This window comes from Roseiflexus castenholzii DSM 13941 (assembly GCF_000017805.1).
Lineage (GTDB): Bacteria > Chloroflexota > Chloroflexia > Chloroflexales > Roseiflexaceae > Roseiflexus > Roseiflexus castenholzii.
Window position 1 is genome coordinate 3,563,520 of the sequence record NC_009767.1, and the last position, 22,300, is coordinate 3,585,819.

The 22,300-nt window shown below is 61.5% G+C and carries 20 protein-coding genes; 15 read left to right on the forward strand and 5 right to left on the reverse strand.

Annotated elements, in window-relative coordinates; all coding sequences use genetic code 11:
• Positions 1-16 precede the first annotated feature (16 nt).
• From RCAS_RS14205 to RCAS_RS14230, 6 genes are all read left to right on the forward strand, one after another.
• Positions 17-2,386, forward strand: a complete 2,370-nt coding sequence (locus tag RCAS_RS14205) for an FG-GAP repeat domain-containing protein (RefSeq protein WP_232280024.1) — start codon at positions 17-19, stop codon at positions 2,384-2,386.
• A gap of 388 nt (positions 2,387-2,774) precedes the next feature.
• Complete coding sequence (locus RCAS_RS14210) at positions 2,775-3,773, forward strand: ROK family protein (RefSeq protein WP_012121249.1); 999 nt, start codon at positions 2,775-2,777, stop codon at positions 3,771-3,773.
• Positions 3,770-4,969, forward strand: a complete 1,200-nt coding sequence (locus RCAS_RS14215; protein WP_012121250.1) for a Gfo/Idh/MocA family protein — start codon at positions 3,770-3,772, stop codon at positions 4,967-4,969. Before RCAS_RS14210 ends, RCAS_RS14215 begins: the two co-directional genes overlap by 4 nt.
• A gap of 90 nt (positions 4,970-5,059) precedes the next feature.
• Positions 5,060-5,872, forward strand: a complete 813-nt coding sequence (locus RCAS_RS14220) for a sugar isomerase domain-containing protein (RefSeq protein ID WP_012121251.1) — start codon at positions 5,060-5,062, stop codon at positions 5,870-5,872.
• A 14-nt stretch (positions 5,873-5,886) separates the two neighbouring features.
• Positions 5,887-6,657, forward strand: a complete 771-nt coding sequence (locus RCAS_RS14225; RefSeq protein WP_012121252.1) for an SDR family NAD(P)-dependent oxidoreductase — start codon at positions 5,887-5,889, stop codon at positions 6,655-6,657.
• A gap of 25 nt (positions 6,658-6,682) precedes the next feature.
• Complete coding sequence (locus RCAS_RS14230; RefSeq protein WP_012121253.1) at positions 6,683-7,705, forward strand: methionine synthase; 1,023 nt, start codon at positions 6,683-6,685, stop codon at positions 7,703-7,705.
• Positions 7,706-7,779: 74 nt separating this feature from the next.
• On the opposite strand, the gene RCAS_RS14235 is transcribed toward RCAS_RS14230, so the two are convergent.
• Positions 7,780-7,944, reverse strand: coding sequence for a hypothetical protein (locus RCAS_RS14235; RefSeq protein WP_157042655.1), 165 nt, complete (start codon positions 7,942-7,944; stop codon positions 7,780-7,782).
• A gap of 204 nt (positions 7,945-8,148) precedes the next feature.
• Between RCAS_RS14235 and RCAS_RS14240 the strand changes: the two genes are divergently transcribed.
• Entirely contained in the window at positions 8,149-9,063 is a 915-nt protein-coding gene (locus RCAS_RS14240) for a diacylglycerol/lipid kinase family protein (protein WP_012121255.1), read from the forward strand.
• A gap of 6 nt (positions 9,064-9,069) precedes the next feature.
• On the opposite strand, the gene RCAS_RS14245 is transcribed toward RCAS_RS14240, so the two are convergent.
• Complete coding sequence (locus tag RCAS_RS14245) at positions 9,070-10,020, reverse strand: DMT family transporter (RefSeq protein ID WP_012121256.1); 951 nt, start codon at positions 10,018-10,020, stop codon at positions 9,070-9,072.
• A gap of 1,168 nt (positions 10,021-11,188) precedes the next feature.
• Between RCAS_RS14245 and RCAS_RS14250 the strand changes: the two genes are divergently transcribed.
• The 5 genes from RCAS_RS14250 to RCAS_RS14270 all read left to right on the forward strand — a co-directional run bounded on the left by RCAS_RS14250 (position 11,189) and on the right by RCAS_RS14270 (position 15,325).
• Positions 11,189-12,439, forward strand: a complete 1,251-nt coding sequence (locus RCAS_RS14250; protein ID WP_232280025.1) for a vWA domain-containing protein — start codon at positions 11,189-11,191, stop codon at positions 12,437-12,439.
• Positions 12,440-12,457: 18 nt separating this feature from the next.
• Complete coding sequence (gene trpB / locus RCAS_RS14255) at positions 12,458-13,678, forward strand: tryptophan synthase subunit beta (protein ID WP_012121258.1); 1,221 nt, start codon at positions 12,458-12,460, stop codon at positions 13,676-13,678.
• Between the two features lie 180 nt (positions 13,679-13,858).
• Positions 13,859-14,176 (forward strand): hypothetical protein, encoded by a 318-nt coding sequence (locus RCAS_RS14260; protein WP_041330826.1) that lies wholly within the window; start codon positions 13,859-13,861, stop codon positions 14,174-14,176.
• The gene (locus tag RCAS_RS14265) at positions 14,173-14,832 is read left to right on the forward strand and encodes an endonuclease III domain-containing protein (protein WP_012121260.1); all 660 of its coding nucleotides are present in this window, start codon (positions 14,173-14,175) and stop codon (positions 14,830-14,832) included. Before RCAS_RS14260 ends, RCAS_RS14265 begins: the two co-directional genes overlap by 4 nt.
• A gap of 70 nt (positions 14,833-14,902) precedes the next feature.
• Positions 14,903-15,325, forward strand: coding sequence for a hypothetical protein (locus RCAS_RS14270; protein WP_012121261.1), 423 nt, complete (start codon positions 14,903-14,905; stop codon positions 15,323-15,325).
• 56 nt (positions 15,326-15,381) lie between these two features.
• Here RCAS_RS14270 and RCAS_RS14275 read toward each other — a convergent pair whose 3' ends face one another.
• Positions 15,382-19,137, reverse strand: coding sequence for a cobaltochelatase subunit CobN (locus RCAS_RS14275; protein WP_012121262.1), 3,756 nt, complete (start codon positions 19,135-19,137; stop codon positions 15,382-15,384).
• A gap of 264 nt (positions 19,138-19,401) precedes the next feature.
• On the opposite strand from RCAS_RS14275, the gene RCAS_RS14280 reads away from it, so the two are divergent.
• From RCAS_RS14280 to RCAS_RS25680, 3 genes are read left to right on the forward strand one after another with little or no spacing between them, the layout of a single operon-like run.
• Positions 19,402-20,487 carry a glycoside hydrolase family 172 protein gene (locus tag RCAS_RS14280; protein WP_012121263.1) on the forward strand — a complete coding sequence of 362 codons (1,086 nt, stop codon included), beginning with the start codon at positions 19,402-19,404 and terminating at the stop codon, positions 20,485-20,487.
• Positions 20,487-20,732, forward strand: coding sequence for a hypothetical protein (locus RCAS_RS14285; RefSeq protein WP_012121264.1), 246 nt, complete (start codon positions 20,487-20,489; stop codon positions 20,730-20,732). Before RCAS_RS14280 ends, RCAS_RS14285 begins: the two co-directional genes overlap by 1 nt.
• Positions 20,733-20,785: 53 nt before the next feature.
• Positions 20,786-20,929 (forward strand): hypothetical protein, encoded by a 144-nt coding sequence (locus RCAS_RS25680; protein ID WP_012121265.1) that lies wholly within the window; start codon positions 20,786-20,788, stop codon positions 20,927-20,929.
• Between the two features lie 79 nt (positions 20,930-21,008).
• On the opposite strand, the gene RCAS_RS14290 is transcribed toward RCAS_RS25680, so the two are convergent.
• Both RCAS_RS14290 and RCAS_RS14295 read right to left on the reverse strand, forming a co-directional pair.
• Positions 21,009-21,683 carry a lysophospholipid acyltransferase family protein gene (locus tag RCAS_RS14290; RefSeq protein ID WP_012121266.1) on the reverse strand — a complete coding sequence of 225 codons (675 nt, stop codon included), beginning with the start codon at positions 21,681-21,683 and terminating at the stop codon, positions 21,009-21,011.
• A gap of 122 nt (positions 21,684-21,805) precedes the next feature.
• Positions 21,806-22,243 carry a DUF2231 domain-containing protein gene (locus tag RCAS_RS14295; RefSeq protein ID WP_041332040.1) on the reverse strand — a complete coding sequence of 146 codons (438 nt, stop codon included), beginning with the start codon at positions 22,241-22,243 and terminating at the stop codon, positions 21,806-21,808.
• Positions 22,244-22,300 lie beyond the last annotated feature (57 nt).

Genomic DNA, 22,300 nt, shown 5'->3' on the forward strand with positions numbered 1-22,300 from the left:
AGCGAAGGAGGAATCATTGCGTTCGCTCACCAACGTGCTGCTGTTGCTCGCGCTTCTTGGTTCATGCACTGCCCCTGCGGCAACGAATAGACTGCTTTCCTCGGCATCCTCACTCCCGCTGGCGCAATGGAACTATCTGGCAGACGCCGCTGCTCCGCCGATGGACGGTCCCCTCGAACAAACCATGATGGTATCCTTCGACATTGATCGCGACGGACGGGACGACATCGTGGTCGGTGGGCGTGGACGAGCGCCTGCGCTCGTCTGGCTTCGCTACACCAATGCCGGATGGCAGCGATTCGTGATTGAGCCGGATCGGTTGAGTATCGAGGCTGGCGGCGCGTTTGCCGATATCGACGGCGACGGCGATCTCGATATAGTCGCGGGTGAGGATTACAGCGGTAATCGGGTGTTCTGGTGGGAAAATCCTTATCCAAATGACCACCCGCCTGAAGGATGGACGAGACACCTGATCAAGAGCGGCGGTCAAAACCGCCACCACGACCAGGTCTTCGGCGATTTCAACGGCGATGGGCGTCTGGAACTTGCGTTCTGGAATCAGGGGAACCGGAATCAGCCATCCATTCTGTACATGGCTGCCATTCCACCTGATCCGCGCGCAGCGTCGCTCTGGACTCCCACCCCCATTTTCACGTCCACGCTCTACGCTGAGGGATTGACCGCCGCCGATATCGATGGCAACGGCATAACCGATCTGATCGGTGGAGGACACTGGTTTCGTTTCGAGAACGGCAGGTACGTCGCTGAAGCGATCGATGCCGGAAATCGCGGTATTCGTGTTGTCGCCGGGCAGATCATCCCCGGTGGACGGCTCGAAGTGGTCACAAGCACGAGCCACGGCAAAGGAACAATCGACCTCTATCACTGGACGGGCGCTGCGTGGGAACGGCAGATACTGGTTGACCGGATGGAGGATGCGCACAGCCTGGCGCTGGCAGACCTGAACCATGATGGTCATCTGGACCTGTTCTGCGGTGAAATGCGACTCGACGGGGGTAATGCCGATTCGCGCATGATCCTGCTCTATGGCAATGGCTTGGGCGTATTCGAACTGATGGAGGGACCCGCCGGCATCGATCACCACGAGTCGCGTCTGGGAGACATCGATGGCGACGGCGATCTTGACATTCTGGGCAAGCCGTACAACTTTGAAACGCCACGTCTCCACATCTGGCTGAACGAAACCAACAATCCGACGAAACGCAACCTGTCGCGCTGGCGGCGGCATGTCATCGATGCGGCGCGTCCTGAGCGGGCGATCTTCGTGCTCCACGGCGATCTCGACGGCGATGGTCTGCCGGATGTAGTCAGCGGCGCATGGTGGTACCGCAATCCGGGGCGATCCGACGGCGAGTGGGTGCGCGCGCCAATCGGCGAACCGCTGCGAAATGCAGCGATCCTGGCGGACTTCGACAATGACGGCGATCTGGACATCTTCGGCACGCAGGGGCGCGGTTCAGAGCGCAATGGTCGCTTCGCGTGGGCACGCAATGATGGCGGTACGTTCACGGTGCTGACCAACCTGTTCGCCAGCGCTGGAGATTTCCTTCAGGGGGCGGTTGGAGGGCGCTTTACACCCGATGGTCCATTCGAGATTGCGCTTTCGTGGCACGAAGCCGGGCGTGGCATTCAACAACTGAGCGTTCCTGACGATCCTGCCGTTGCCACGTGGAACCTGCGCACCATCTCATCACTCTCACAGGACGAAGAACTCAGCGCAGGCGATATCGACCGGGATGGCGACCTCGACCTGCTCAAAGGCACACGCTGGTTGCGCAACGACAACGACAACTGGACCTCACTCACGATTTCGGACAGGTCAGGCGCACCGGACCGGAATCGTCTGGCGGACATGAACCGTGATGGTCGGCTGGATGCCGTGGTGGGGTTCGAGGCTATCGGCGTAGCAGGGAAACTGGCGTGGTACGAACAGGGTGAAGACCCGGCGGCGCATTGGGTTGAACATGTCATTACCGTTGATGTTATCGGACCAATGAGCCTGGACGTTGGCGACCTCGACGGCGACGGCGATCTCGATCTTGTCGTCGGCGAGCATGATCCCTCGCGCCCGGAGCGCGCGCGTCTGTTGATCTTCGAGAATGATGACGGGCGTGGCGCGCGCTGGCGCCGCTGGACGGTGTACACCGGCGATGAACACCACGACGGCGCACAACTTGTCGATATCGACAACGATGGCGACCTCGACATTATCTCGATTGGCTGGTCGCACAATCGTGTGATCCTGTATGAAAACCTGGCGGCGCCGCTGCCGGCGCCGCCACCCTCGCCTCCGCCGTCGCCTGAGCCGCCTGTGCTGCCCGATCAATATCGGAAGTATCTCCCGACAATTATGATTCACCCGTAAAATGGGGGGTGTTGAGTGTCGATTTCGGTTTCATTATCTGGATTCCAGATTGCTGTCTGACGCTCCGGTTCGAAGGCGTTCCACAAAGCAGGACTGTCCGCTTGCACGCCACTGCTCCTTCCGCAGAGAGAAGCACCGCCTGTTTCGGCATCGTCTGCGTTACCTTTCCCTGTCTGAAGGCGTCCTCCGGCGCTCCGGCGAGCAGGTTGGGATTGAGCGGGGCAGCGCATCGCGCCGGCGTTAACTGAGCACCGCCGCATGCTGGTGTCGGTAACTCGTCTGGCGCTCATCATCCCGCCGTTGTTCGGCTGTCGATGCCGATGACTTGACAGCCCTACCCTGATGCGTTAGTATCACCCCATCGGGAAATGTTCAAAAATAGAAGACAATGAACGTCTACCTCGGCATTGATCTGGGCGGCACCAAAATCGCCGCCGCCGCCGTTGATGTGCGCACCGGCGAGCGTCTCCTCCAACTGATGATTCCTACCGAGGCGCACGAAGGTCCGGCAGCGGTGATTGAGCGCATGGCTTCCCTCGCTGCTCAGGTCTGCACGCAGATCGCCACGCCGCTCGATCACATCCCTGCAATCGGCATCGGCGTGCCAGGGTTGATCGACCTCGCACAGGGGGTGACGATCCTGCTGCCGAACCTGCCCTCCGGCTGGCGCAATGTCCCGCTTGCCGCCAACATGACTAGCCTGACCGGTCGCCCGACGGCGATCATTAATGATGCGCGCGCGTTCACGCTCGCAGAGGCAACCTTCGGCGCCGGACGCGATGCGCGCGGCGTTATCGGTATTACCCTGGGCACCGGTATTGGCGGCGGGATTGCGCTCGATGGGCGATTGTATCTGGGCATCGACGGGACGGCCGGTGAAGTCGGGCACATGACGATTGATCCGTATGGTCCACGTTGTGGTTGCGGCAACCGCGGATGCCTGGAAACGTTCGCCAGCGGTCCGTCGATCACGGCGATGGCGCTGCGGGTGGTGGCGCAGGGGATGACGACGCAGATCGGCGCGCTGGTGGATTACGATCTGAACAAGATCACGCCGGGAATTATTGCGCGCGCCGCCGAACATGGCGACACCATCGCGCGTGAAATTCTGCAACGCGCCGGAAGTTATCTTGGCATCGGAATCGCCAACCTGATTACGATCTTCAGCCCTGAACGGGTCGTCATCGGCGGGGGTCTGTCGCGCCTCGGCGATTGGCTTCTTGAGCCAGCGCGCGCCGAGGTGGTGGCGCGTTGCCATCTCACGCCGCTCGACCGGGTGCAGATCACGCTGGCGCATCTGGGCGGTGAAGCCGGGGTTATCGGCGCCGCGCTGTGGGCGTCGCAACGGTTCGCTGAAGACCATTCAACTGCAAAGGAGCGCCTATGAAGTCGCACTCGATCACGCTGCTGGGCACTGGACTGATCGGCATGTTCTACGCCATGACGCTCCACGGTCATCGCGGGCGCGACCGGATCACGACGGTCTATTCACGCACCCGTGAGCGCGCCGAAGCGTTTGCTGCGCAGTGGGGGATCACCAGAGCCACTAACGATCTCAAAGCGGCTATTGAGGACCCGGAAACCGATACGGTCATCATTGGATTGCCGAATGATCAGCACGTGCAGGCGGTCGAAAGAGCGGCAGCAGCGGGTAAAGCGGTGCTCTGCACCAAACCGCTTGGTCGCACGGCTGCCGAGGCGCGCCAAATGCTCGAAGCAGTTGAACGATCCGGTGTGTTCGCCGGTTACCTCGAGGACCTGGTCTACACCCCGAAGACGCTCAAGGCGCTGGAGTCGGTCGAAGCTGGCGCGCTGGGAGACGTGCTGTGGGTGCGCTCGCGTGAGACGCATCCCGGACCGCACAGTGCATGGTTCTGGGATGCGCATGTGGCGGGAGGCGGCGCGATTATTGACCTGGGGTGCCACTGCGCGGAGATTATTCGCAATTTCGTCGGAAAGAACAATCGTCCACTGGAGGTTATGTGCTGGGCGGATACGCTTGTGCATCCGATTGCTGCTGAGGATAATGCGATTGCGTTGATCCGGTTCGAGAACGGCGCAATCGGGCAATTCGAGGTCAGCTGGACGTTCCGCGGCGGTATGGACCTGCGCGATGAGGTCGCCGGAACGAATGGCACGATCTGGCTCAACCACTTCCTACGCACCGGCTTTGAGATGTTTACCGCCGCTGGCGGCGGGTACGTCGCCGAAAAAGCCGAAACCGAAACGGGCTGGCTCTTCCCGGTGGGTGACGAGGTCCACGAATTGGGGTATAACCACATGTTCACCGATATGTTCGAGGCGATGGATAGCAATCGCGCACCGATGGAGACGTTCTACGATGGGTATGTGGTCAACGCCATCCTCGACGCCGCCTATCGCTCGGCAAGGTCGCGTCGATGGGAGGCGGTTGAGGTCGAGTGGCGAGCAACCGAACCGATAAAGCCGCTGCGCCGTGTCGCGCAGGAGATCGACGGGTATGCGCTGGTGAAAGAAGAGCGCATGCATGGCGATAAACTCAAACAGATCCTCTCTGATAAGGCGACGGGGCGGATCATTGAGCGGGTGATTGACCTTCAATAATAGTGCGATGAACGCGCCTGACACGCTGAAGCGGTGAAGCGATCTTCGATCCGGGAGATTGCTCTGCTTCACTCGCAATGACACCGAACCATGATGCCTGACTCAGCACCTGCGCTGGACTACCTGGAACGCGCCGAACAGATCGTGCGCCGGGTGCGCGAGACGCAGATGCCTGCCATTGTTGAAGCGGCGCGCATCTGTGCTGATACCATTGCTGCTGGCGGGCTGGTGCATCTCTTTGGCACCGGTCACTCGCGCATCCCCATCGAGGAAATTTTCCCGCGCCACGGGAGTTTTCCCGGCTTTCACCCGATTGTCGAACTGTCGCTCACGTATCACAATCCGGTTGTTGGACCCAACGGGCAGCGCCAGGCGATGTTCCTTGAGAAGGTCGAGGGGTTTGGTCAGGTCATCCTGCGCAACTTCGTGTTTGGTCCGCACGATAGTTTCATCATCTTCTCGAATAGCGGCGTCAACCAGGTGGTTATCGATGTCGCCCTCGAAGTGAAAGCGCGCGGGATGCCGGTCATTGCCGTGGTGTCGGTCGAGCATTGCCGGGCGTCCACGCCGCGCCACAGCAGCGGCAAACGCCTGATCGATTACGCCGATGTCACGATCGACAACTGCGCGCCTGCCGGCGATGCGCTGGTGACTATCGAAGGCTTGTCGTATCCGGTCGGTCCCGGTTCGACAATCGGGTATGCCGCAGTGGTCAATGCACTGAAGTGCCTGGTTGCCGCCGAACTGACGAAACGCGGACAGCCGCCGCTGGTGCTGACCAGCAGTGTGTTGATCGGCAGCGAGGCCTCGGAGGAACTCTTCGAGCGCACCTATGACGACTACCGGGCGCGTGTGGCGCAGGTGTACGGAGGAGAACGTTCAACGCCGCCAACATCGCGCTGAATGCCTGGCATGCCATGCGTCTGACCGGAAAAACTGCAATCGTCACCGGCGCGGCAAGCGGAATCGGGCAAGCCGTCGCGTTGCGCTTTCTTGCCGAGGGAGCGCACGTCGCCGGGTTCGACATTGATGATGCCGGACTGAACGAGACGCGCGCACTGAGCGGCGCGTCGGAGGTGTTCTTTCCCATCGCCTGCGACCTGACCGACCCATCGCAGGTTGAGCGGGCAGCGGCAGAGGCGATTGCGCAGTTGCGCCGCCTTGATGTTGTGTTCAACGGCGCGGGCGCAAGCGGTCGGCGCTGGGGTGATGGACCGGTGGACGCCTGCACCGTCGATGGATGGCGGCGCACGCTCGATGTGAACCTGACGAGCATCTTTCTCGTGTGCCACACGACGGTGCCACACCTGCTGGCGGCAGGCGGCGGATCGATCATCAATCTCAGTTCGGTTCTGGGCATAGTTGGCGGCGACGCCGATTTCGCCACTCATGCCTATGCCGCCGCGAAAGCCGGGATCATCGGCTTGTCGCGCGCAATGGCAGTGTACTATGCACCGCACCGAGTGCGCGTCAATGTCATTGCTCCCGGTCTGATCGCCACACCCATGAGCCGCCGCGTTCAGGAAAATGAACGAATCCAGCAGCGGCTGGCGCACCTTCAACCGCTGACCGGCGCCATGGGAGCGCCCAAGGATGTCGCTGCCGCGGCCGCATACCTGGCATCCGATGACGCTGCCTTCGTTACCGGCGTCGTGTTGCCCGTCGATGGCGGATGGACTGCGTGGTAATCATAGAACCTGTGAGGTGAATGTTATGGATCTCCCGCTTCTCCCGACTAGCGTCATCGGTTCTTACGCCTGGCCCGCCTGGTTGCACGTTGCGCTCTGGGCAGCGCAGCGCGGCGAACTTGGACCGGAAGACATGCGCGAAACGCAGGACGATGCCGTCGATATGGCGCTGCGCGACCAGGAGGATGCCGGTGTGGACATTGTGAGCGATGGGGAGATGCGACGCGCCGGTTTTTTCACTGCGGCATTCTATGGTTTTCTCACGGGGCTGCGTGAATTGCCGCCACAGCGTCGGATCGGCGTGGCGGGGCACGATCAGCGCGAAAGTTACGAAGCAGTCGAACCGATCACGGCGCCCAATGGTCTTGGGTTGCTGGTCGAATATGAGTATGTCAGGCAACGCACGACACGCCCGATCAAGATGCCGTGTCCTGGTCCGTTTACGCTTGCCGGACGGATCAAGCCTGGTGCAGCATATCGAACACGGTGGGATGTGGCAGAGGCGCTCGTGCCGATCATCAATGCCGAGCTGAAAGCGCTGGCAGCGGCGGGATGCACCTTCATCCAGATCGATGAGCCATCGATTGCTGTGCGCCCTGATGCGCCGCGCGCATTTGTCGAACTGTTCAATGCGACAGTTGCCGGCGTCGACGCTAGAATCGGGTTACACCTTTGTTTTGGCAACTATGTCGGGCGTCCCACAGCCAGGCGCACCTATCGTCCGCTGTTTCCGCACATTCTCGAAGCGCATGCCGATCAGTACGCGCTGGAGTTCGCCAACCGCGAACTGGCGGAAATCGATCTGTGGCGCGAATTTCCGAGCGAGAAAGAACTTGCCGCCGGGCTGGTCGATGTGAAGAACTACTACATTGAGACACCGGAGGATGTCGCCGAGCGGATCCGGGTGGCGTTGCGGTATGTGGCGCCGGAGAAGTTGACAATCGTGCCCGACTGCGGATTCAGCCAGACGGCGCGTTGGGCGGCGCACGCCAAACTGAAGGCGATGGTCGAAGGGGCGCGCATGGTTCGCCGGGAACTGGCAGGCTGAGGTTTCTCGGCACACAGCCAAAAAGACGGAAGAGCCGCCCGATAGGGCGGCTCTTCGCGAGACGCCAGCACGGTTCATGCCGATACGCCAACCGTCTCCAGCAACCGATCTTCGGCGTAGTCCGTCTCAGCAGCCTCCACACCCAGCAGTTCTGCGGTGATGAACGCGGCCAGTGCTGGCGAGATTCGACCATTCTCGACACCCTCCTCGATGAGAGCCAGCAATTCTTCGTTTGTCATCGTACCCTCCTTTCTTTCCTTTAACGAAACCGACGCATCCTTGCGTCGACCTGCGCGGATTATACCCGAAATGATCAAAAAAAGATAGAGGGAAAAGTAGGAAGATTATACCCGAAATCCGCGAAAAAGAACAGGGGAACTTTTCACATCCGGTATAATCGCTGACGCGGCGCATCGGCGTCGTTGATACTGTGAGCAGAGAGCATGGACAAGGCGCTGATCATTCTCAACCCATGGGCTGGTCGCGGCCACGCAGGCGAGCGGCGGCACGACCTCGACCTGGCCCTCGAGCGCGCGGGTATCGACTATGACATGGTCATGACCCACACGCGCGGCGGTGCAATCGAAATCGCGCGGCAGGCGGTTGAACGCGGTTATAGCGCAATTGTGGCAGTTGGCGGCGATGGAACCGTCAATGAAGCAGTCAACGGCATCAAACTGGCCGAGGCGCGCGGTGAACGTCGTGTGCCACTGGGGATCATTCCGCTGGGGACTGGCTGCGATTTTATCAAGGTGCTCGATGGTTTTCTGGCGAACGACATCTCTGGCAGTGTGCAACGCATTGCGCGCCAACACCCGCGCACCGTCGATCTTGGTCTGGTGCGCGTCGATAATGAACAGGAGCGCTGGTTTATCAATGCGCTTGGGTCGGGTTTCGATGCGCAGGCGGCGGCGGAGGCGCTCAAGATTACCCGGCTGAAAGGGTTTGCCGTGTATCTGTTGGCGATTATTCGCGCACTGGCGAACTATAAAGCGCACCCGATGACGGTCGAGTTCGACGGACGCCGTATTCAACGGCGCTTGCTCTTCGCCAGCATCGCCAACGGTCGCTATCAGGCGGGCGGGTTCCTGCTCACACCCGACGCGCGCATCGATGATGGGTACTTCGATGCCTGCCTGGTCGATAATTTGCGGATCGACGAGATCATTCGTCATATCCCAAAGGTGCTTGAAGGAACGCATACGAGACTACGCCAGGTGACGATGGCGCGGGTGCGGCACGTGGCCATCAGCAGTTCGGCGCCGATCCCGGTTGCAACCGATGGCGAAGTCCTTTCCACCAGAGCGCGCACAGTGACGGCGGAACTGGTTCCCGGCGCAATCGAGATTCTGGCATAGGAGACGCTATTTGCCGCTCCGCTCCCCCTGCGCCGCAACTGCGATGCCGATCAGAAGCAGTACGAAGCCCGCCAGTTGCAGCGGCGCAAACCATTCGCCAAAAAGGATCAGCGCCAGCAATGCCGAGCCGATCGGCTCCCCCAGCAGTGCGACGGTGACGAATGTGGCGGAAAGGTAGCGCAACGACCAGTTGAAGGCGGTATGACCGAGCAGTTGTGGTCCGACGGCAAGACCAAGGAGCAACAGGTAGACGAGGGGTGGGTATCCGCCGAAGAGTTCCAGTGGATTGGCGGTTCCGGCAAATGCCAGTGCCGTGATCAGTAGTGCGACCGCAGCGCTGGTGTAGACCAGCCAGATATATGCCAGCACCGAGACATGACGGCGAAGGCTGCGTCCGACCAGGAAATACATCGAGCCGCCAAATGCGCCTACAAGCGCCAGGATATTCCCCAACAGCGCATTGCCGCTATCGGGTCCGCTACTGTCGCTGATGCCGATCAGAATGCTTCCCGTAATCGTCAGCGCGACACCCGTCATCGTCGGCAGTGATGGGCGCTCACGCAGCAGCACCGCCGACAGGAGCGCCACCCATAGCGGGTTGGTCGAAACCAACGCCACTGATGATGCAACCGACGTATACGCCAGCGATGAGATCCATGCAGCAAAGTGAACCGCCAGAAACACGCCGGACACAATCCCGAGCAGAATGTCGCGTCGTGACAGGCGACGCAACTCGTCGCCAGCGCGCGACCAGGCAATGGGGAGCAGGATAAGCGCCGCCAACCCCAGGCGTCCCGCAGCAATAGTGGTGGACGGAACCTCCATACCCTGGATGTAGCGGATCAAGATCGCGGCTGCGGCAGCGATCAGAACGCCGCCGAAGAGCACCAGATAGGGCAGCGCACGCGTCAACCGTGTGACCGGACGATCAATGGTCTGTTCGAGTGTGTCGGACATGCCTGAACCTCGTTTATGGGTTAGGGGTTATGATTGTTGCAAGCGTTGCGTGCATGCAATTCACACATTTGCGCTGTCAACCTCTCCATGTTCGCGCCTCTTGCCGCTCGCCTCGCTTCTCGCCACAAATGCGAGATAAATCTCGCGCGACGCCATGGTCGGGACCCTCTCGCCTCGCACCTCGCGCGCCTCGCCACAAATGCGAGATAAATCTCGCGCTACGCCATGGTCGGGACCCTCTCGCCTCGCGCCTCTCGCCTGGCTCCTCACCACAAATGCGAGATAAATCTCGCGCTACGCCATGACCCTCGCGCCTCGCGCCTCGCGCCTCTCGCCTCGCGCCTCTCCCCTCTCGCGCCTCGCCACAAATGCGAGATAAATCTCGCGCGACGCCATGGTCGGGACCCTCTCCCCGCTCGCCTCTCGCCTCTCGCCTCTCGCCTCTCCCCGCTCGCCTCTCGCCTCTCACCGCTCGCCTCTCGCCTCTCGCCTCGCGCCTCTTGCCTCTCGCCTCTCCCCGCTCGCCTCTCGCCGCTCACCGCTCGCCTCTCGCCTCTCACCGCTCGCCTCTCGCCTCTCGCCGCTCACCGCTCGCCTCTCGCCTCTCACCGCTCGCCTCTCGCCTCTCACCGCTCGCCTCTCGCCTCTCGCCTCTCACCGCTCGCCTCTCCCCGCTCGCCTCGCTTCTCGCCACAGATGCGAGATAAATCTCGCGCTACGCCCTTGTCGGGACCCTCTCGCCTCGCGCCTCGCCACAGATGCGAGATAAATCTCGCGCGACGCCCTTGTCGGGACCCTCTCGCCTCGCGCCTCTCCCCTCACCCCTCTCGCCTCTCCCCCCTCTCGCCTCGCCACAGATGCGAGATAAATCTCGCGCGACGCCCTTGTCGGGACCCTCTCGCCGCTCGCCTCTCGCCTCTCGCCTCGCTCCTCTTCCCTCTCGCCTCTCACCGCTCCCCCCTCCCCTCTCGCCTCGCTCCTCTTCCCTCTCGCCTCTCGCCTCTCGCCTCACCCCTCTCCCCTCTCCCCTCTCCCCTCTCCCCTCTCACCTCATAGTATAATGTACCTTATGCCAACCCTGACACTCTCCACTAGTCCAGCTCCTCTTATCCTCGAAGCGAGCCGCGAGTCGCAGGTCTGTTACGTGCTGCTCATCGTGCAGGCCTCTGTGACCGGCGCCGCCCCGTCCCGTCCGGTCAACTGGGCGCTTGTGGCGGATGTCAGCCGTTCCATGCGCATTCCAATCGTTGACGAAACACAGTTTCGCTCCTTGCTGCGCACCGGTTCGGCGCAGGAGATGTTGGTCGATGGCGTGCCCGTGTGGCAGTTGAGCGGCTCTGTGCCACAGGAAGTGCGCGATACGGCTTCGAGCGCACTCGATTACGTTGTGCGCGCGCTTCACACGATCGTCGAACGTCTTGACCACCATGATCGCCTGGCGCTAGTGGTCTTCGCCGACCACGCCCTGCTGCTCATACCAGGGATGGTCGGCGCGGACCGGGTGACGCTGGTGCGCGCCATCGAGCGTCTGCCGGGGCTGAACCTTGGCGATGGCACCAATCTGGCGGATGGCATTGCGCTGGCGCTCAACCAGATCCGCGCCAATCGTGATGGACGTTGCGCCGACCGGATCATTCTCCTGACCGACGGCTTCACCCGCGACTCTGCGGCATGTCTGGCGCTGGCAGATCAGGCGGCTGACGAGCATATCGCCATCACGACTATTGGGCTGGGCGGTGAGTTCCAGGATGATCTGCTGACGGCAATTGCCGACCGCAGTGGCGGGCATGCACTGTTTTTGAAGCGCGTGTCCGCCATTCCACGCGCCGTCAGCGCCGAACTCGAAACAGTGCGCGCTGCTGCCGTCTCTGCTGTGACGATTGCCATCGCTCCGCAGCGCGGGGTACAGTTGCGGCGGGTGACGCGCATGCGCCCGGCGCTGGCACTGCTTGCCGAACCGACGGGCGCGGCAGCAATGGATGTCACACAGGTATCGTTGGGCGACCTGGCGGCGGGAACGCCGGTAACGTTGCTGCTGGAGTTTCTCGTGCCAGCAGCGAACCCTGGACCACTGTGGATCGCCGGAGTGGCGGCGCGATCGTCTGGCGCGCGTCTGGCGGATACCGATATTCGGGCCGCAGTGACACACCATGCGCCCCCATTAAGCCATGATGTGCGCGCGGCGGCGGCGCGGTCGATGGCGGCGCGCCTGATGCGCCGCGCCACGACAGCGTCTGATCCGGCTGAGGCGGCGCGTCTGATGCGCGCCGCCGCCGCACGCTTCGATGACTTTGGCGAGCAGGCGCTGGCTGCCGCAGCGCGGGAACAGGCATCCGCATTCGAGCACGGAGCCAGGATCGCAGGAATTGCAACACGCGAATTGACCTATGCCACTCGCCGGCTCGGCGAGGTGTCCTGAAATCTGTCGAGGAGCAGTATGATATTCCGTATGCAACAGGCGACGACACTTGATCCAGCCTATGCCGGACGCTTCGGTCCCTACGGCGGGGCATACATTCCCGAAACACTGGCGCCAGCGGTTGCGGCGCTCGAACAGGCATATGCCAACGCCCGTCAGGATCCGGAGTTCTGGGCGGAACTCGACCGGTTGCACCGCAGTTATACCGGCAGACCCACGCCGCTGACTTTTGCGCAGCGGCTGACAGAGCACCTTGGCGGCGCACAGATCTACCTCAAGCGCGAGGACCTGGCGCACACCGGCGCGCACAAGATCAACAATGCGCTCGGACAGGGACTGTTGGCGAAGCGCATGGGGAAAACGCGGATCATCGCTGAAACCGGCGCCGGGCAGCACGGCGTCGCAACCGCCACTGTCTGCGCGTTGCTCGGCATGGAGTGCGTGGTGTACATGGGCGTCGATGATATGGCGCGCCAGCAACCGAATGTCTTCCGTATGCGATTGCTCGGCGCAGAGGTGCGTGGGGTTGCCAGCGGATCACGGACACTCAAAGATGCGATCAACGAAGCCATGCGCGACTGGGTGACGAACCCGGACTCGTACTATCTCCTCGGCTCGGCGCTTGGTCCGCATCCCTACCCGACGATGGTGCGCGACTTTCAGAGCGTGATCGGACGTGAGGCGCGCGAGCAGATGCTGGCATTAACCGGGCGCTTGCCCGATGTGGTGCTGGCATGCGTCGGCGGCGGCTCGAATGCTATTGGCATCTTCCATGCGTTCCTCGACGATGCCGAGGTGGCATTGCGTGGCGTTGAGGCTGGCGGGCGCGGCATCACGCCAGGCGACCACGCGGCGCGCTTTGCGGGGGGGCGTCCGGGCGTCCTTCAAGGAACATACACCTATGTGCTACAAAACGATGACGGGCAGATCGGGTTAACCCATAGCGTCTCGGCCGGTCTCGACTATGCCGCGATTGGACCGGAACATGCCCTGCTCCACGATCAGGGGCGCGCAACCTACACGGTTGCCGACGATGAAGAGGCGCTCGATGCGTTTCAGACGCTGGCGCGGCTCGAAGGAATCATTCCGGCGCTCGAAAGCGCGCACGCGGTTGCCGAAGCGATCAAACTCGCGCCGACCATGCGCCCCGATCAGATCATCCTGATCAACCTTTCGGGGCGCGGTGACAAGGACATTTTTACCGTGGCGAAGGTGTTGGGGGTGGACGTTGCACATTGAACGTGACCCGTCGCAACCAACGTGGGGACGTGCCGATGGCACATCCCCGCGCGCAGGGATGGACCGATGGCACATACCCACGGGGCGCCGGTTGGAAGACGGAAAAGTGGAAGGCCGGAGGCGGATGGTTACAGGTTGCATGTTGAGACGGTTAACCCCAAACCCCTGATTGGACCGCCCATGACACTCAGCCCGCTCCAGATCGGCATCATTCTATTAGCATTGGCGACGGCGATTATCCACATTGTGCTGGCACTGCCAACAAACCTGATCATGTTTTATCTCAACGGTCTGGGATACATTGGGTTGGCGGCGGCGCTCTACCTGCCACAACTCGCCGCTTACCGACGCACCATTCGCTGGACGTTGATCGGCTTTACGGCGGTGACTATCATCGGATGGGTGGCCTTCGGCGAACGCTCGCTCATTGCATATGTGGACAAACTCATCGAAGTGGCGCTTATCGGGTTGCTGGTAGTCGAGATGAAAAGGCAATGACCACATTCGACATCCACGCTGCGATGGCGATTTTGCGCGCCGAGATGCCGCGTTTCCCCAAGCCGCTGATCGATGGCATGGGGGAGGAAGAGGCAAACAACCCGTTTCGCATCCTGATCGCCACCATCCTCAGCCTGCGCACCAAGGACACGATGACCGCCGTGGTCGCGCCACGCCTGTTCGCGGTCGCCGACTCACCGGAGAAGATGCTGGCGCTCAGCGAAGAAGAGATCGCCGAACTGATCTATCCGGTTGGGTTCTATCGCAACAAGGCGCGAACGATCCGTGCTATCTGTCGGCGCCTGATCGAGGAGCACGGCGGCAAGGTTCCCGCCGATCTCGATGCGCTCCTGGCGTTGCCCGGCGTTGGGCGAAAAACCGCTAACCTGGTGCTCACCGCCGGTTTCGATCTACCGGGGATTTGCGTCGATACCCACGTTCACCGCATCTGCAACCGCTGGGGCTATGTGCAGACCAGAACGCCAGAAGAAACCGAGATGAAACTGCGCGAGATTTTGCCCTTCGAGTACTGGAAGGAAATCAACGGGCTGCTTGTCACCCTGGGGCAGAATATCTGTCACCCGACCTCGCCGCGTTGCAGCGCCTGCCCGCTAGCGCACCTTTGCGCGCGGGTCGGAGTGGAACGCAGCCGCTGAGCGGGTAGCCGCACATCTTTGCTGTGGAACATGCTATACTACTGATAGGTCTCAATACGCAGGGGTACCCATGTATATTCGCTGGATTGTTCGTAAGCACAAAAACGCCGGCGCAGCCAACGTGACGTTCCACGATGCGTATCTGGTCGAAAGCTACCGTGACGAAAACGACACGCCGCGCCAGCGCACGGTTTGTTATCTGGGAAACATTCGGCAGATCGGCGATGAGTTTCCGCCGCTGGAGCGCGAAATCTTCTTCTTGCGCGCGGAACGGATTCTCATGAGCATTCCTGAGATCGATGGCGAGGAGCGAGAGGCGATCCTGGCGTTGCTACGCCAGAAGGTGCCGGAGTTGTCCGAAGAAGAGGCGATCATTGCCTTTCACAATAATCTGCGCTGGTTCGCGCGCTGGATCCGCTCACGCGGTCGGCGTGTCTCACGTGATGAATTGCTGCGCATGATCGATACTGCCGCCGACAGTATCGAGGTGTGATACCAGCGGGTCGGCGCAGGCAGTGCCGGCGCCTACCCGCCGCCTGCTGCGTCCCACTACCGAATCGACTCGATCCCTTCTAACTGATCCTCGAGATCGGCGTAGATTGCCTGCAACCGCTCGATGGTCTCGTCGTCCGCCTGCCACAGACCACGCCCGTGGCTTTCGAGCAGACGCGCAACCGCGTTACGCGCGGCGCGCGGGTTCGCCTGAGCCAACCGCTCACGCATGGCATCGTCGAGCACGAAGGTCTCTGCCATCTGGTCATACACCCATTTTTCGACGGCGCCGGTGGTTGCGCTCCATCCGACCAGATAGGTGAAACGGTTGCCGATCTCAGCGGCGCCGGCATACCCGTGCTGAAGCAGCGCTTCGTACCAGCGCGGGTTGAGCAGTTTGGCGCGCGCTTCGAGCCGGATTAAGTGTTCCGCCGCCGCGACGCGCACATGCCCGGTGTGGCTCTCGGCGTAGCTGAGCGGCACATCGCCGCCACGCACACGCCCCGCCGCCAACCGGATCGCGCCGCTGTGCCCGTAGTAGTGCTGCATGTCGGTCAAGCCGTATTCGACGCTGTCGATTGCCTGGAAAACGTGCTCGACGGTGCCAAGCATGCCACGCAACGCTTCGACCGCCTCCTGTCCGCCGCGTCCGCCGCCGTAGGCGAAACCGTTGCGCCGGAGATACATGTTCGCCAGGTCGCTCGCTTCCTGCCACTGTCCCTCTTCGACTAACTCATCGACGCCTGTGCCATACCTGCCGGGCGCCTGGGTGAAAATTCGGGCAGTCGCCTGCTCCCAGGTCAGTCCCCGCGCCTGCTGTGTCAGCGCATGCGCTCGAATGAAGTTCCATTCCGGCGGCTCGTTTGCTTCCACCGCGCGCCGGAAGAGATCGTCGAGCAGGTCGAGGCTGATCTGAAACGTGTCGCGGAAAATGGCGCTCACATCGAGCAGCACGTCGATCCGGGGACGTCCCAGTTCTTCCAGCGGCACAAGTTCATAGCGCCAGATCTTGCCCTGCCCGTCGCGTTCGGGGCGTGCGCCGATCAGCGCCAACGCTGCACCAATGCTCTCACCCTCGGTTTTGATCGTATCGAGCGCCCACAACGTCAGCGCAACCGTCTGCGGATACGCTCCTTCTGGCGATGCCTGACGGTGCTGCGCCAGCAACTGTTCCGCCATTTGCCTGCCGCGCGCCAGCGCTGCATCCGACGGGAGCCGCCATGGGTCGATGCTGTGGATATTGCGCCCGCTCGGCAGAGCGGCGGCGCCCGCGCGCACCGGATCCGCGCCAGGCGCGGGGCGAATGTAGCCGCCATCGAGCGCATGAACCAGGGCATCGAGTTCGCCCGGCGCCTGTGCGAGACCATCGAGTATGGCGCGCCCGTGGCCGATATAGAACTGCGGGTCGAACAACACTCCAATGTCGCGTGGTCGCCCAAACTCCTGGAGCCAGTCCGTCAGTTGCACAGTCTGCCGTCCGATGACGAAGCGGCGCACGAAATCGGCGCGCGCCTGCGCAACTCGCTCCTCGGGGATGCCGACGCTCTGAAGCGCTCCGCTCAGTCCCAACCGCCCTTCACGCGGCACATCGAGCGCCGCCTCGATCAGCGCCGCTGCCCGCTCTGGCGCCGGCGCTGCGCCAAAGATGTGGAGACCATCGAGGATCAACCGCTGCTCGATTTCTTCCAGATGCTGCCGGACGCGCTGCACAAATGTGATGGCAGACTCATCGGGCAGTGGGGTCAGTTCAGGGATGTGCGCACTCAGAAGCGGCAGACGCTCGTAGAGTGTCCGCGCATCAGCAGCGTTCGTTTGTGCTGTTTGCTGCTCAATTTCGGCGCGGATCATCGCCAGTTGCCGGTATAGCCCTGCGCGCGCATACGGCGGCGTCAGGTGACTGATGATCGCCGCATAGCCGCGCCGTCGGGCAATCGCCGCTTCCGCCGGGTTATTCAGCGGGTAGAGATAGAGGTGCGGCGCATCACCGAGCAACAGATCGGGCCAGCACCCGTCGGTCAATCCGAGTGGCAGCCCCGGCATCCACTCCGCCGTGCCGTGCATCCCAACGTGGACGATGGCATCCGCGCGCCAGCGTTGCGTCAGCCAGCGATAGAACGCCACATATTGATGGTGCGGCGTGAAATCGCGGTCGAACAACAGGCGCATCGGATCGCCGGGAACACCCATCGGTGGTTGGACCGCGACGATCACATTGCCAAAGGAGAGGGTATCCAGGCGAATGGCGTCGCGTCCGCGCGGCGCAATCTCACCAGGAGGCATGCCCCATTTGCGGTCGATTCGCTCCGCATGATCGGCAGGCACGATTGCGTGATACTCCGCCAGCGGCACGGCAGTGCGCGTAGGAACAACCGTGGGCGTCTCTTCCGCCGTATCGAGGGTTGCAATCTGCTGCGCCAGTTCCTCGGCAGTCGCCGGAACACCTTCCACCCGATACCCTTCGGCTGCGAGGCGGCGCAGGATCGCGTGCAATGTGGCAGGCACGTCGAGAAGTGCGGCTGTGCCGAGTTTCCCCATGCCGGGCGGGAAGTTATAGATCACCAACGCCACCCGCTTCTCTGCATTCGCCTTGCGCCGCAACCGCACCCATCCGGCAGCCAGTCGCGCCGCGCGCGCCAGACGATCGGGAGTAGCGACGATGCGCTGATCGCGGATTGCGCCGAGCGCCACGGGCGCAACACTGCCGTCCATTTCCGGCAGGTCATACATAATGACCGCCTGCATTGGCGCAACGCCGTGAGACCGCCAGTGGTCAATATCTTGCATCTGGAGCGGTTGAACGATCATGTAGGGCACGTCGATGCCCGCCAGCAGATTGACCGCCGTCTCACGGTACTGCCCTGGCTTTGTCGAACCCGCCGGTCCGCCGATAATCGGGAAGCCCATCGTGTTGATGATCAGATCGACCTTCTGCCGCGCCACCCATTCACGCACCGCCACGTGCATCTCGATGCCGCTGACGACAATCGGCAGCACCGCCATTCCCTGCGCCTCGAGCGCGTCGATCAAGTCGGCAATGTATTGCTGCCGCTGAACGATGTGTTTGCGAAAGGCGAGCAGCGCGACCAGCGGCGCTTCAGGCAGAGGAACCGAACTGCGCCGTCGTTGCTGGTTGCGATATTTCCGATACCACTTCAGATAGGCGTCGGGGTTGGCAAAGAGTTCGTCGGTGGCGGGATGGAAGCATCCCATCATCGGGATCATCCGCACCGGCGCGACATCCAGGTTCTGCCCCAGGCAATCGCGCAGGATCAGGCGCACCATCTGCGTCAGATTGTAGACATCGGGCTGGTTCCAGTAGATATTGACGCTCAGCCAGGTGCGGAAGTCCTTCAGTTTGGGCGGCATAAGCGGCAGCAGTTTCGCCGTGATTTTGGTCAGTTTCGTGTAGGCGTAGAGGGTATCTTCCTCGCGTCCGCGCGTCATCAGGCGGAGCACTGCCTGCATCGGCTTGGGCATAGAGGCGCGTCCGCCGTTCTGCACCCGATACTCGCCAACGCGCGTCAGCGCCATCACTTCGGGCATGCTCTCGAAAGCGAAGACGATCTTTGGATCGGCATGCTCGATCTGCTCCTTCAGCCACTGCGCCTGTTCGCGCATGTTGATGAGCGTGATGAAAAGAACGTCCGCCTGGGCGATGGCGTCCGCCAGCGCCGGATCGCGTCGCTCAACGTGCCCGTCGTGGAAGCGCAACAGGCGCACGGCAACCCCCGCATCGCGCAGGTTGCGTTCGACTTCCTCCCAGATATGAGCGTTGAACCGCTCCATGCCGAGAATGAAGGTGAGCGTTTTCATAAGCGTTCCTCGCCGAAAGATCGTGACAGGCAGTGCGTGATTTCAGTATAGCGACGCATGGCAAACGGTGCAGTGCGCCGGTGGAGAAGAGCCGCGTATCATTGGTTAAGAAAACGCAACCGTTTTTGGAGGATGATTGTGTGCGGGTGTTGAAGAAGGCATGTAGAGGGTTTGTATGGCGAATCGTGAAGAGACGATTGCGGTATAATCCTCAGCGTTACCGGCATATCTTTCTTCCCTACACATGTGCAAAGGTATCCGAGCATGACGTCGTTCAACGGTCTGGGCATGCACCTGGGCAATCTGGCGCGCCTGTCGCAGGCGCGGACTCGCTCGATCAGTCCGGAGAACTTCACCGGCGAAAAGGGTCAAGGCGGAATGGCGACCGATGGAACTGGCGCGGCATGCGCCCGCGATCTGGGGATCGGCTGGAAAATTTCGCCATCGATCCGCATTGCGCCCGGCGAAACGCGAACCCTTGCCGATGTGCGGGGGTCGGGTGCGATTCAGCATATCTGGATGACGCTGACCGGTCACTGGCGCCACAGTATTCTGCGCATCTATTGGGACGACCAGGACACGCCATCGGTCGAATGCCCGGCGGGCGACTTCTTTGCCTGCGGTTGGGGACAGTACGCGCAGATCAGTTCGCTGGCAGTGTGCGTGAACCCTGGCAGTGCGTTCAATTGTTACTGGGAGATGCCCTACCGCAAAGGGTTTCGCATAACGATGACGAATATCGCCGCCCAAGAAATGACGCTCTACTACCAGATCACGTTTACCGAAACTGATGTGTCCGACGATGTGGCATACTTCCACGCACAGTTCCGGCGCGTCAACCCGTTGCCCTACAAACAGGTCTACACCATCCTCGACGGTGTGCGCGGGCAGGGGCAATACGTCGGCACGTATCTGGCGTGGGGAGTCAACAACAACGGTTGGTGGGGCGAAGGCGAGATCAAGTTCTACCTCGACGGTGACGACGAATACCCAACGATTTGCGGCACCGGCACGGAAGACTACTTTTGCGGTTCGTACAATTTCGATGTTGGCAAAGAGCACGGCGGCTACCGCGAATTTACGACCCCCTACTCCGGGCTGGCGCAGGTCATCCGCCCCGATGGTCTTTATCGCTCGCAGATGCGCTTCAGCATGTACCGCTGGCATATTACCGATCCCATCCGTTTCGCGCGCGATCTGCGGGTGACGATTCAGGCGCTTGGCTGGCGCAGCGGCGGACGGTATCTGCCGTTGCAGGATGATATTGCATCGGTGGCATACTGGTATCAGACGTTGCCGACAGCGCCATTCCCTCCACTTCCCGATGCGGATTACCTTGAGGTGATATAATGGAAGACCATCAATCAGGAAATGGCTTGATGGCAGGTATCATCGTCGGCGCCTTTGTGGGCGCGGCAGCGGCGACCGTTGCACTACGGCGGCGTTTCCCTGCCGGTCCGGGGAGCGATGAGCGCGCCCTGGAACTCCCCCCGCCCGACGACGCGACGCTGGCGACGGCGCGCACCGAAGCGGCGGCGATTGTGGCGCGGTTACGCAGCGCATTTCCGAATCTCACGCAGATTGAAGAGGAATAGCGAAAAGAACATGGTATACTGCGGGGCGATTCTGAAAAGGAGCGCATAACACCATGAACACTGGTCTGTTCGACGATGACATGAAGCGCCGTCTGCTGGTCGGACTGCTCAGCCTGCTGCTGACCACTCTGGCGGCGCGCCTTGCGGTGTACATTGCCGATCTCATTCTGGGACCGGAGGAACGATCAGAGGCGTGAGCGCGTAACGAATTTTTTCGGAAAGCGCGTAGCGCAGTTCTTTCCGTACAGTCGGGGCGCCGCAAAAAGGCGCGCAATATTATGACGATTGCGCTGTCGTTTCTGCCAGCATGCGTTCGCGGTAGTATCCCCAATACTTCTCCGGCATCAGTGCGGCAATCCGCAGCATCATTTCATCGGTGAGTTCACTCATCCGATCAAAAGGAATCTTGTCGCCTTCGACCTGCGGGTGATATGGCTTGCCAAACCGCACCCGCACCGGGCTGCGCCGCAGAATGCCGCCAAATCCGGCTTCTGTGCCCCAGATGGCGACCGGCACAATCGGGCAACCGGAGCGGACCGCCAGGCGCACCGCTCCGCCGCGTCCCTGCTGCAACTGCTTTGTATCGCTGCGATGACCTTCCGGGAACATGATCAGAACGGCGCCCTGTTTGAGCGCTTCTTCAGCGGCTTCGAGCGCCGCCAGGTCGCGTTGCCCACGCCGGATCGGAATAACGTGCATGGTGCGGAACCACCACGCCGTAATGGGGTGTTGAAACAGCTCAACCTTGGCGACCCACCAGGGACGATGCGAGAGCGGCAACGATGCGCCGATGACGAGAATGTCGCTCCAGTGCAGGTGATTCACTGCCAGGATCATCCCCTGCGGGCGCGGCGGTAGATTCTCGCGTCCTTCGATTTTCCAGTTGGACCATATCAACCGCAAGAGATTGAGCGGAATCCAGAGCAACAGATAGAAGAATAGATCGAGCACAGCGATCTCCTTCACGCATCGATTTCTGCGTTATGCATCGAACGGTAGACGTGGACAATACCGAATTCGGACCAGCCTTGACCCCCTTTGTTCTGCAACCCTCTCGCCTCTTGCCTTGCGCTTCACCCCACCCCCAGGCGCAGGGAATAGACCAGTTGCCCCCCCAGCCACCCGGTCAGCACGACAAGCGCCGCGCCGATGGCGAGTCGCGCCAGGTATCCACGCCGTATCCTGGCATCATCCAGGATCGTGGGATTCCGACGCCGGGCTTGCCACGCCTGCCAGTAGACAACCATCACCGCCACGCCTGACAGTGCATGGGCATTGACCCACACCAGCGCATCATCGCGTGGACGCACGGGATCGAACACCTGCCGCGCCGCATCGATCGTTCCACTGGCAACTGCGGGGAGAAGCAGCAACCACCCCAACCACAAGCAGTGATACGCCGCCGTTTCCAGCGTTCGGTCGCCACGCCAGAGGTAGAGCGCCGTCATGATCGCATTGCCGAGCAACAGGCCAATCGGCAGATGAACAGTGAATGGGTGCAACGGAGACATATCAGTTCGCATCCAGAGCGCAGGTTCATTATACCATGCGTCCCGGTGCAGGAAGCG

Excerpts from the sequence above, each read along its gene's own strand:
- RCAS_RS14210 (WP_012121249.1), top strand. The coding sequence starts at position 2,775 with ATGAACGTCTACCTCGGCATTGATCTGGGCGGCACCAAAATCGCCGCC.
- RCAS_RS14215 (WP_012121250.1), top strand. The coding sequence starts at position 3,770 with ATGAAGTCGCACTCGATCACGCTGCTGGGCACTGGACTGATCGGCATG.
- RCAS_RS14220 (WP_012121251.1), top strand. The coding sequence starts at position 5,060 with ATGATGCCTGACTCAGCACCTGCGCTGGACTACCTGGAACGCGCCGAA.
- RCAS_RS14225 (WP_012121252.1), top strand. The coding sequence starts at position 5,887 with ATGCGTCTGACCGGAAAAACTGCAATCGTCACCGGCGCGGCAAGCGGA.
- RCAS_RS14230 (WP_012121253.1), top strand. The coding sequence starts at position 6,683 with ATGGATCTCCCGCTTCTCCCGACTAGCGTCATCGGTTCTTACGCCTGG.
- RCAS_RS14235 (WP_157042655.1), bottom strand. The coding sequence starts at position 7,944 with ATGACAAACGAAGAATTGCTGGCTCTCATCGAGGAGGGTGTCGAGAAT.
- RCAS_RS14240 (WP_012121255.1), top strand. The coding sequence starts at position 8,149 with ATGGACAAGGCGCTGATCATTCTCAACCCATGGGCTGGTCGCGGCCAC.
- RCAS_RS14245 (WP_012121256.1), bottom strand. The coding sequence starts at position 10,020 with ATGTCCGACACACTCGAACAGACCATTGATCGTCCGGTCACACGGTTG.
- trpB (WP_012121258.1), top strand. The coding sequence starts at position 12,458 with ATGATATTCCGTATGCAACAGGCGACGACACTTGATCCAGCCTATGCC.
- RCAS_RS14260 (WP_041330826.1), top strand. The coding sequence starts at position 13,859 with ATGACACTCAGCCCGCTCCAGATCGGCATCATTCTATTAGCATTGGCG.
- RCAS_RS14265 (WP_012121260.1), top strand. The coding sequence starts at position 14,173 with ATGACCACATTCGACATCCACGCTGCGATGGCGATTTTGCGCGCCGAG.
- RCAS_RS14270 (WP_012121261.1), top strand. The coding sequence starts at position 14,903 with ATGTATATTCGCTGGATTGTTCGTAAGCACAAAAACGCCGGCGCAGCC.
- RCAS_RS14275 (WP_012121262.1), bottom strand. The coding sequence starts at position 19,137 with ATGAAAACGCTCACCTTCATTCTCGGCATGGAGCGGTTCAACGCTCAT.
- RCAS_RS14280 (WP_012121263.1), top strand. The coding sequence starts at position 19,402 with ATGACGTCGTTCAACGGTCTGGGCATGCACCTGGGCAATCTGGCGCGC.
- RCAS_RS14285 (WP_012121264.1), top strand. The coding sequence starts at position 20,487 with ATGGAAGACCATCAATCAGGAAATGGCTTGATGGCAGGTATCATCGTC.
- RCAS_RS25680 (WP_012121265.1), top strand. The coding sequence starts at position 20,786 with ATGAACACTGGTCTGTTCGACGATGACATGAAGCGCCGTCTGCTGGTC.
- RCAS_RS14295 (WP_041332040.1), bottom strand. The coding sequence starts at position 22,243 with ATGTCTCCGTTGCACCCATTCACTGTTCATCTGCCGATTGGCCTGTTG.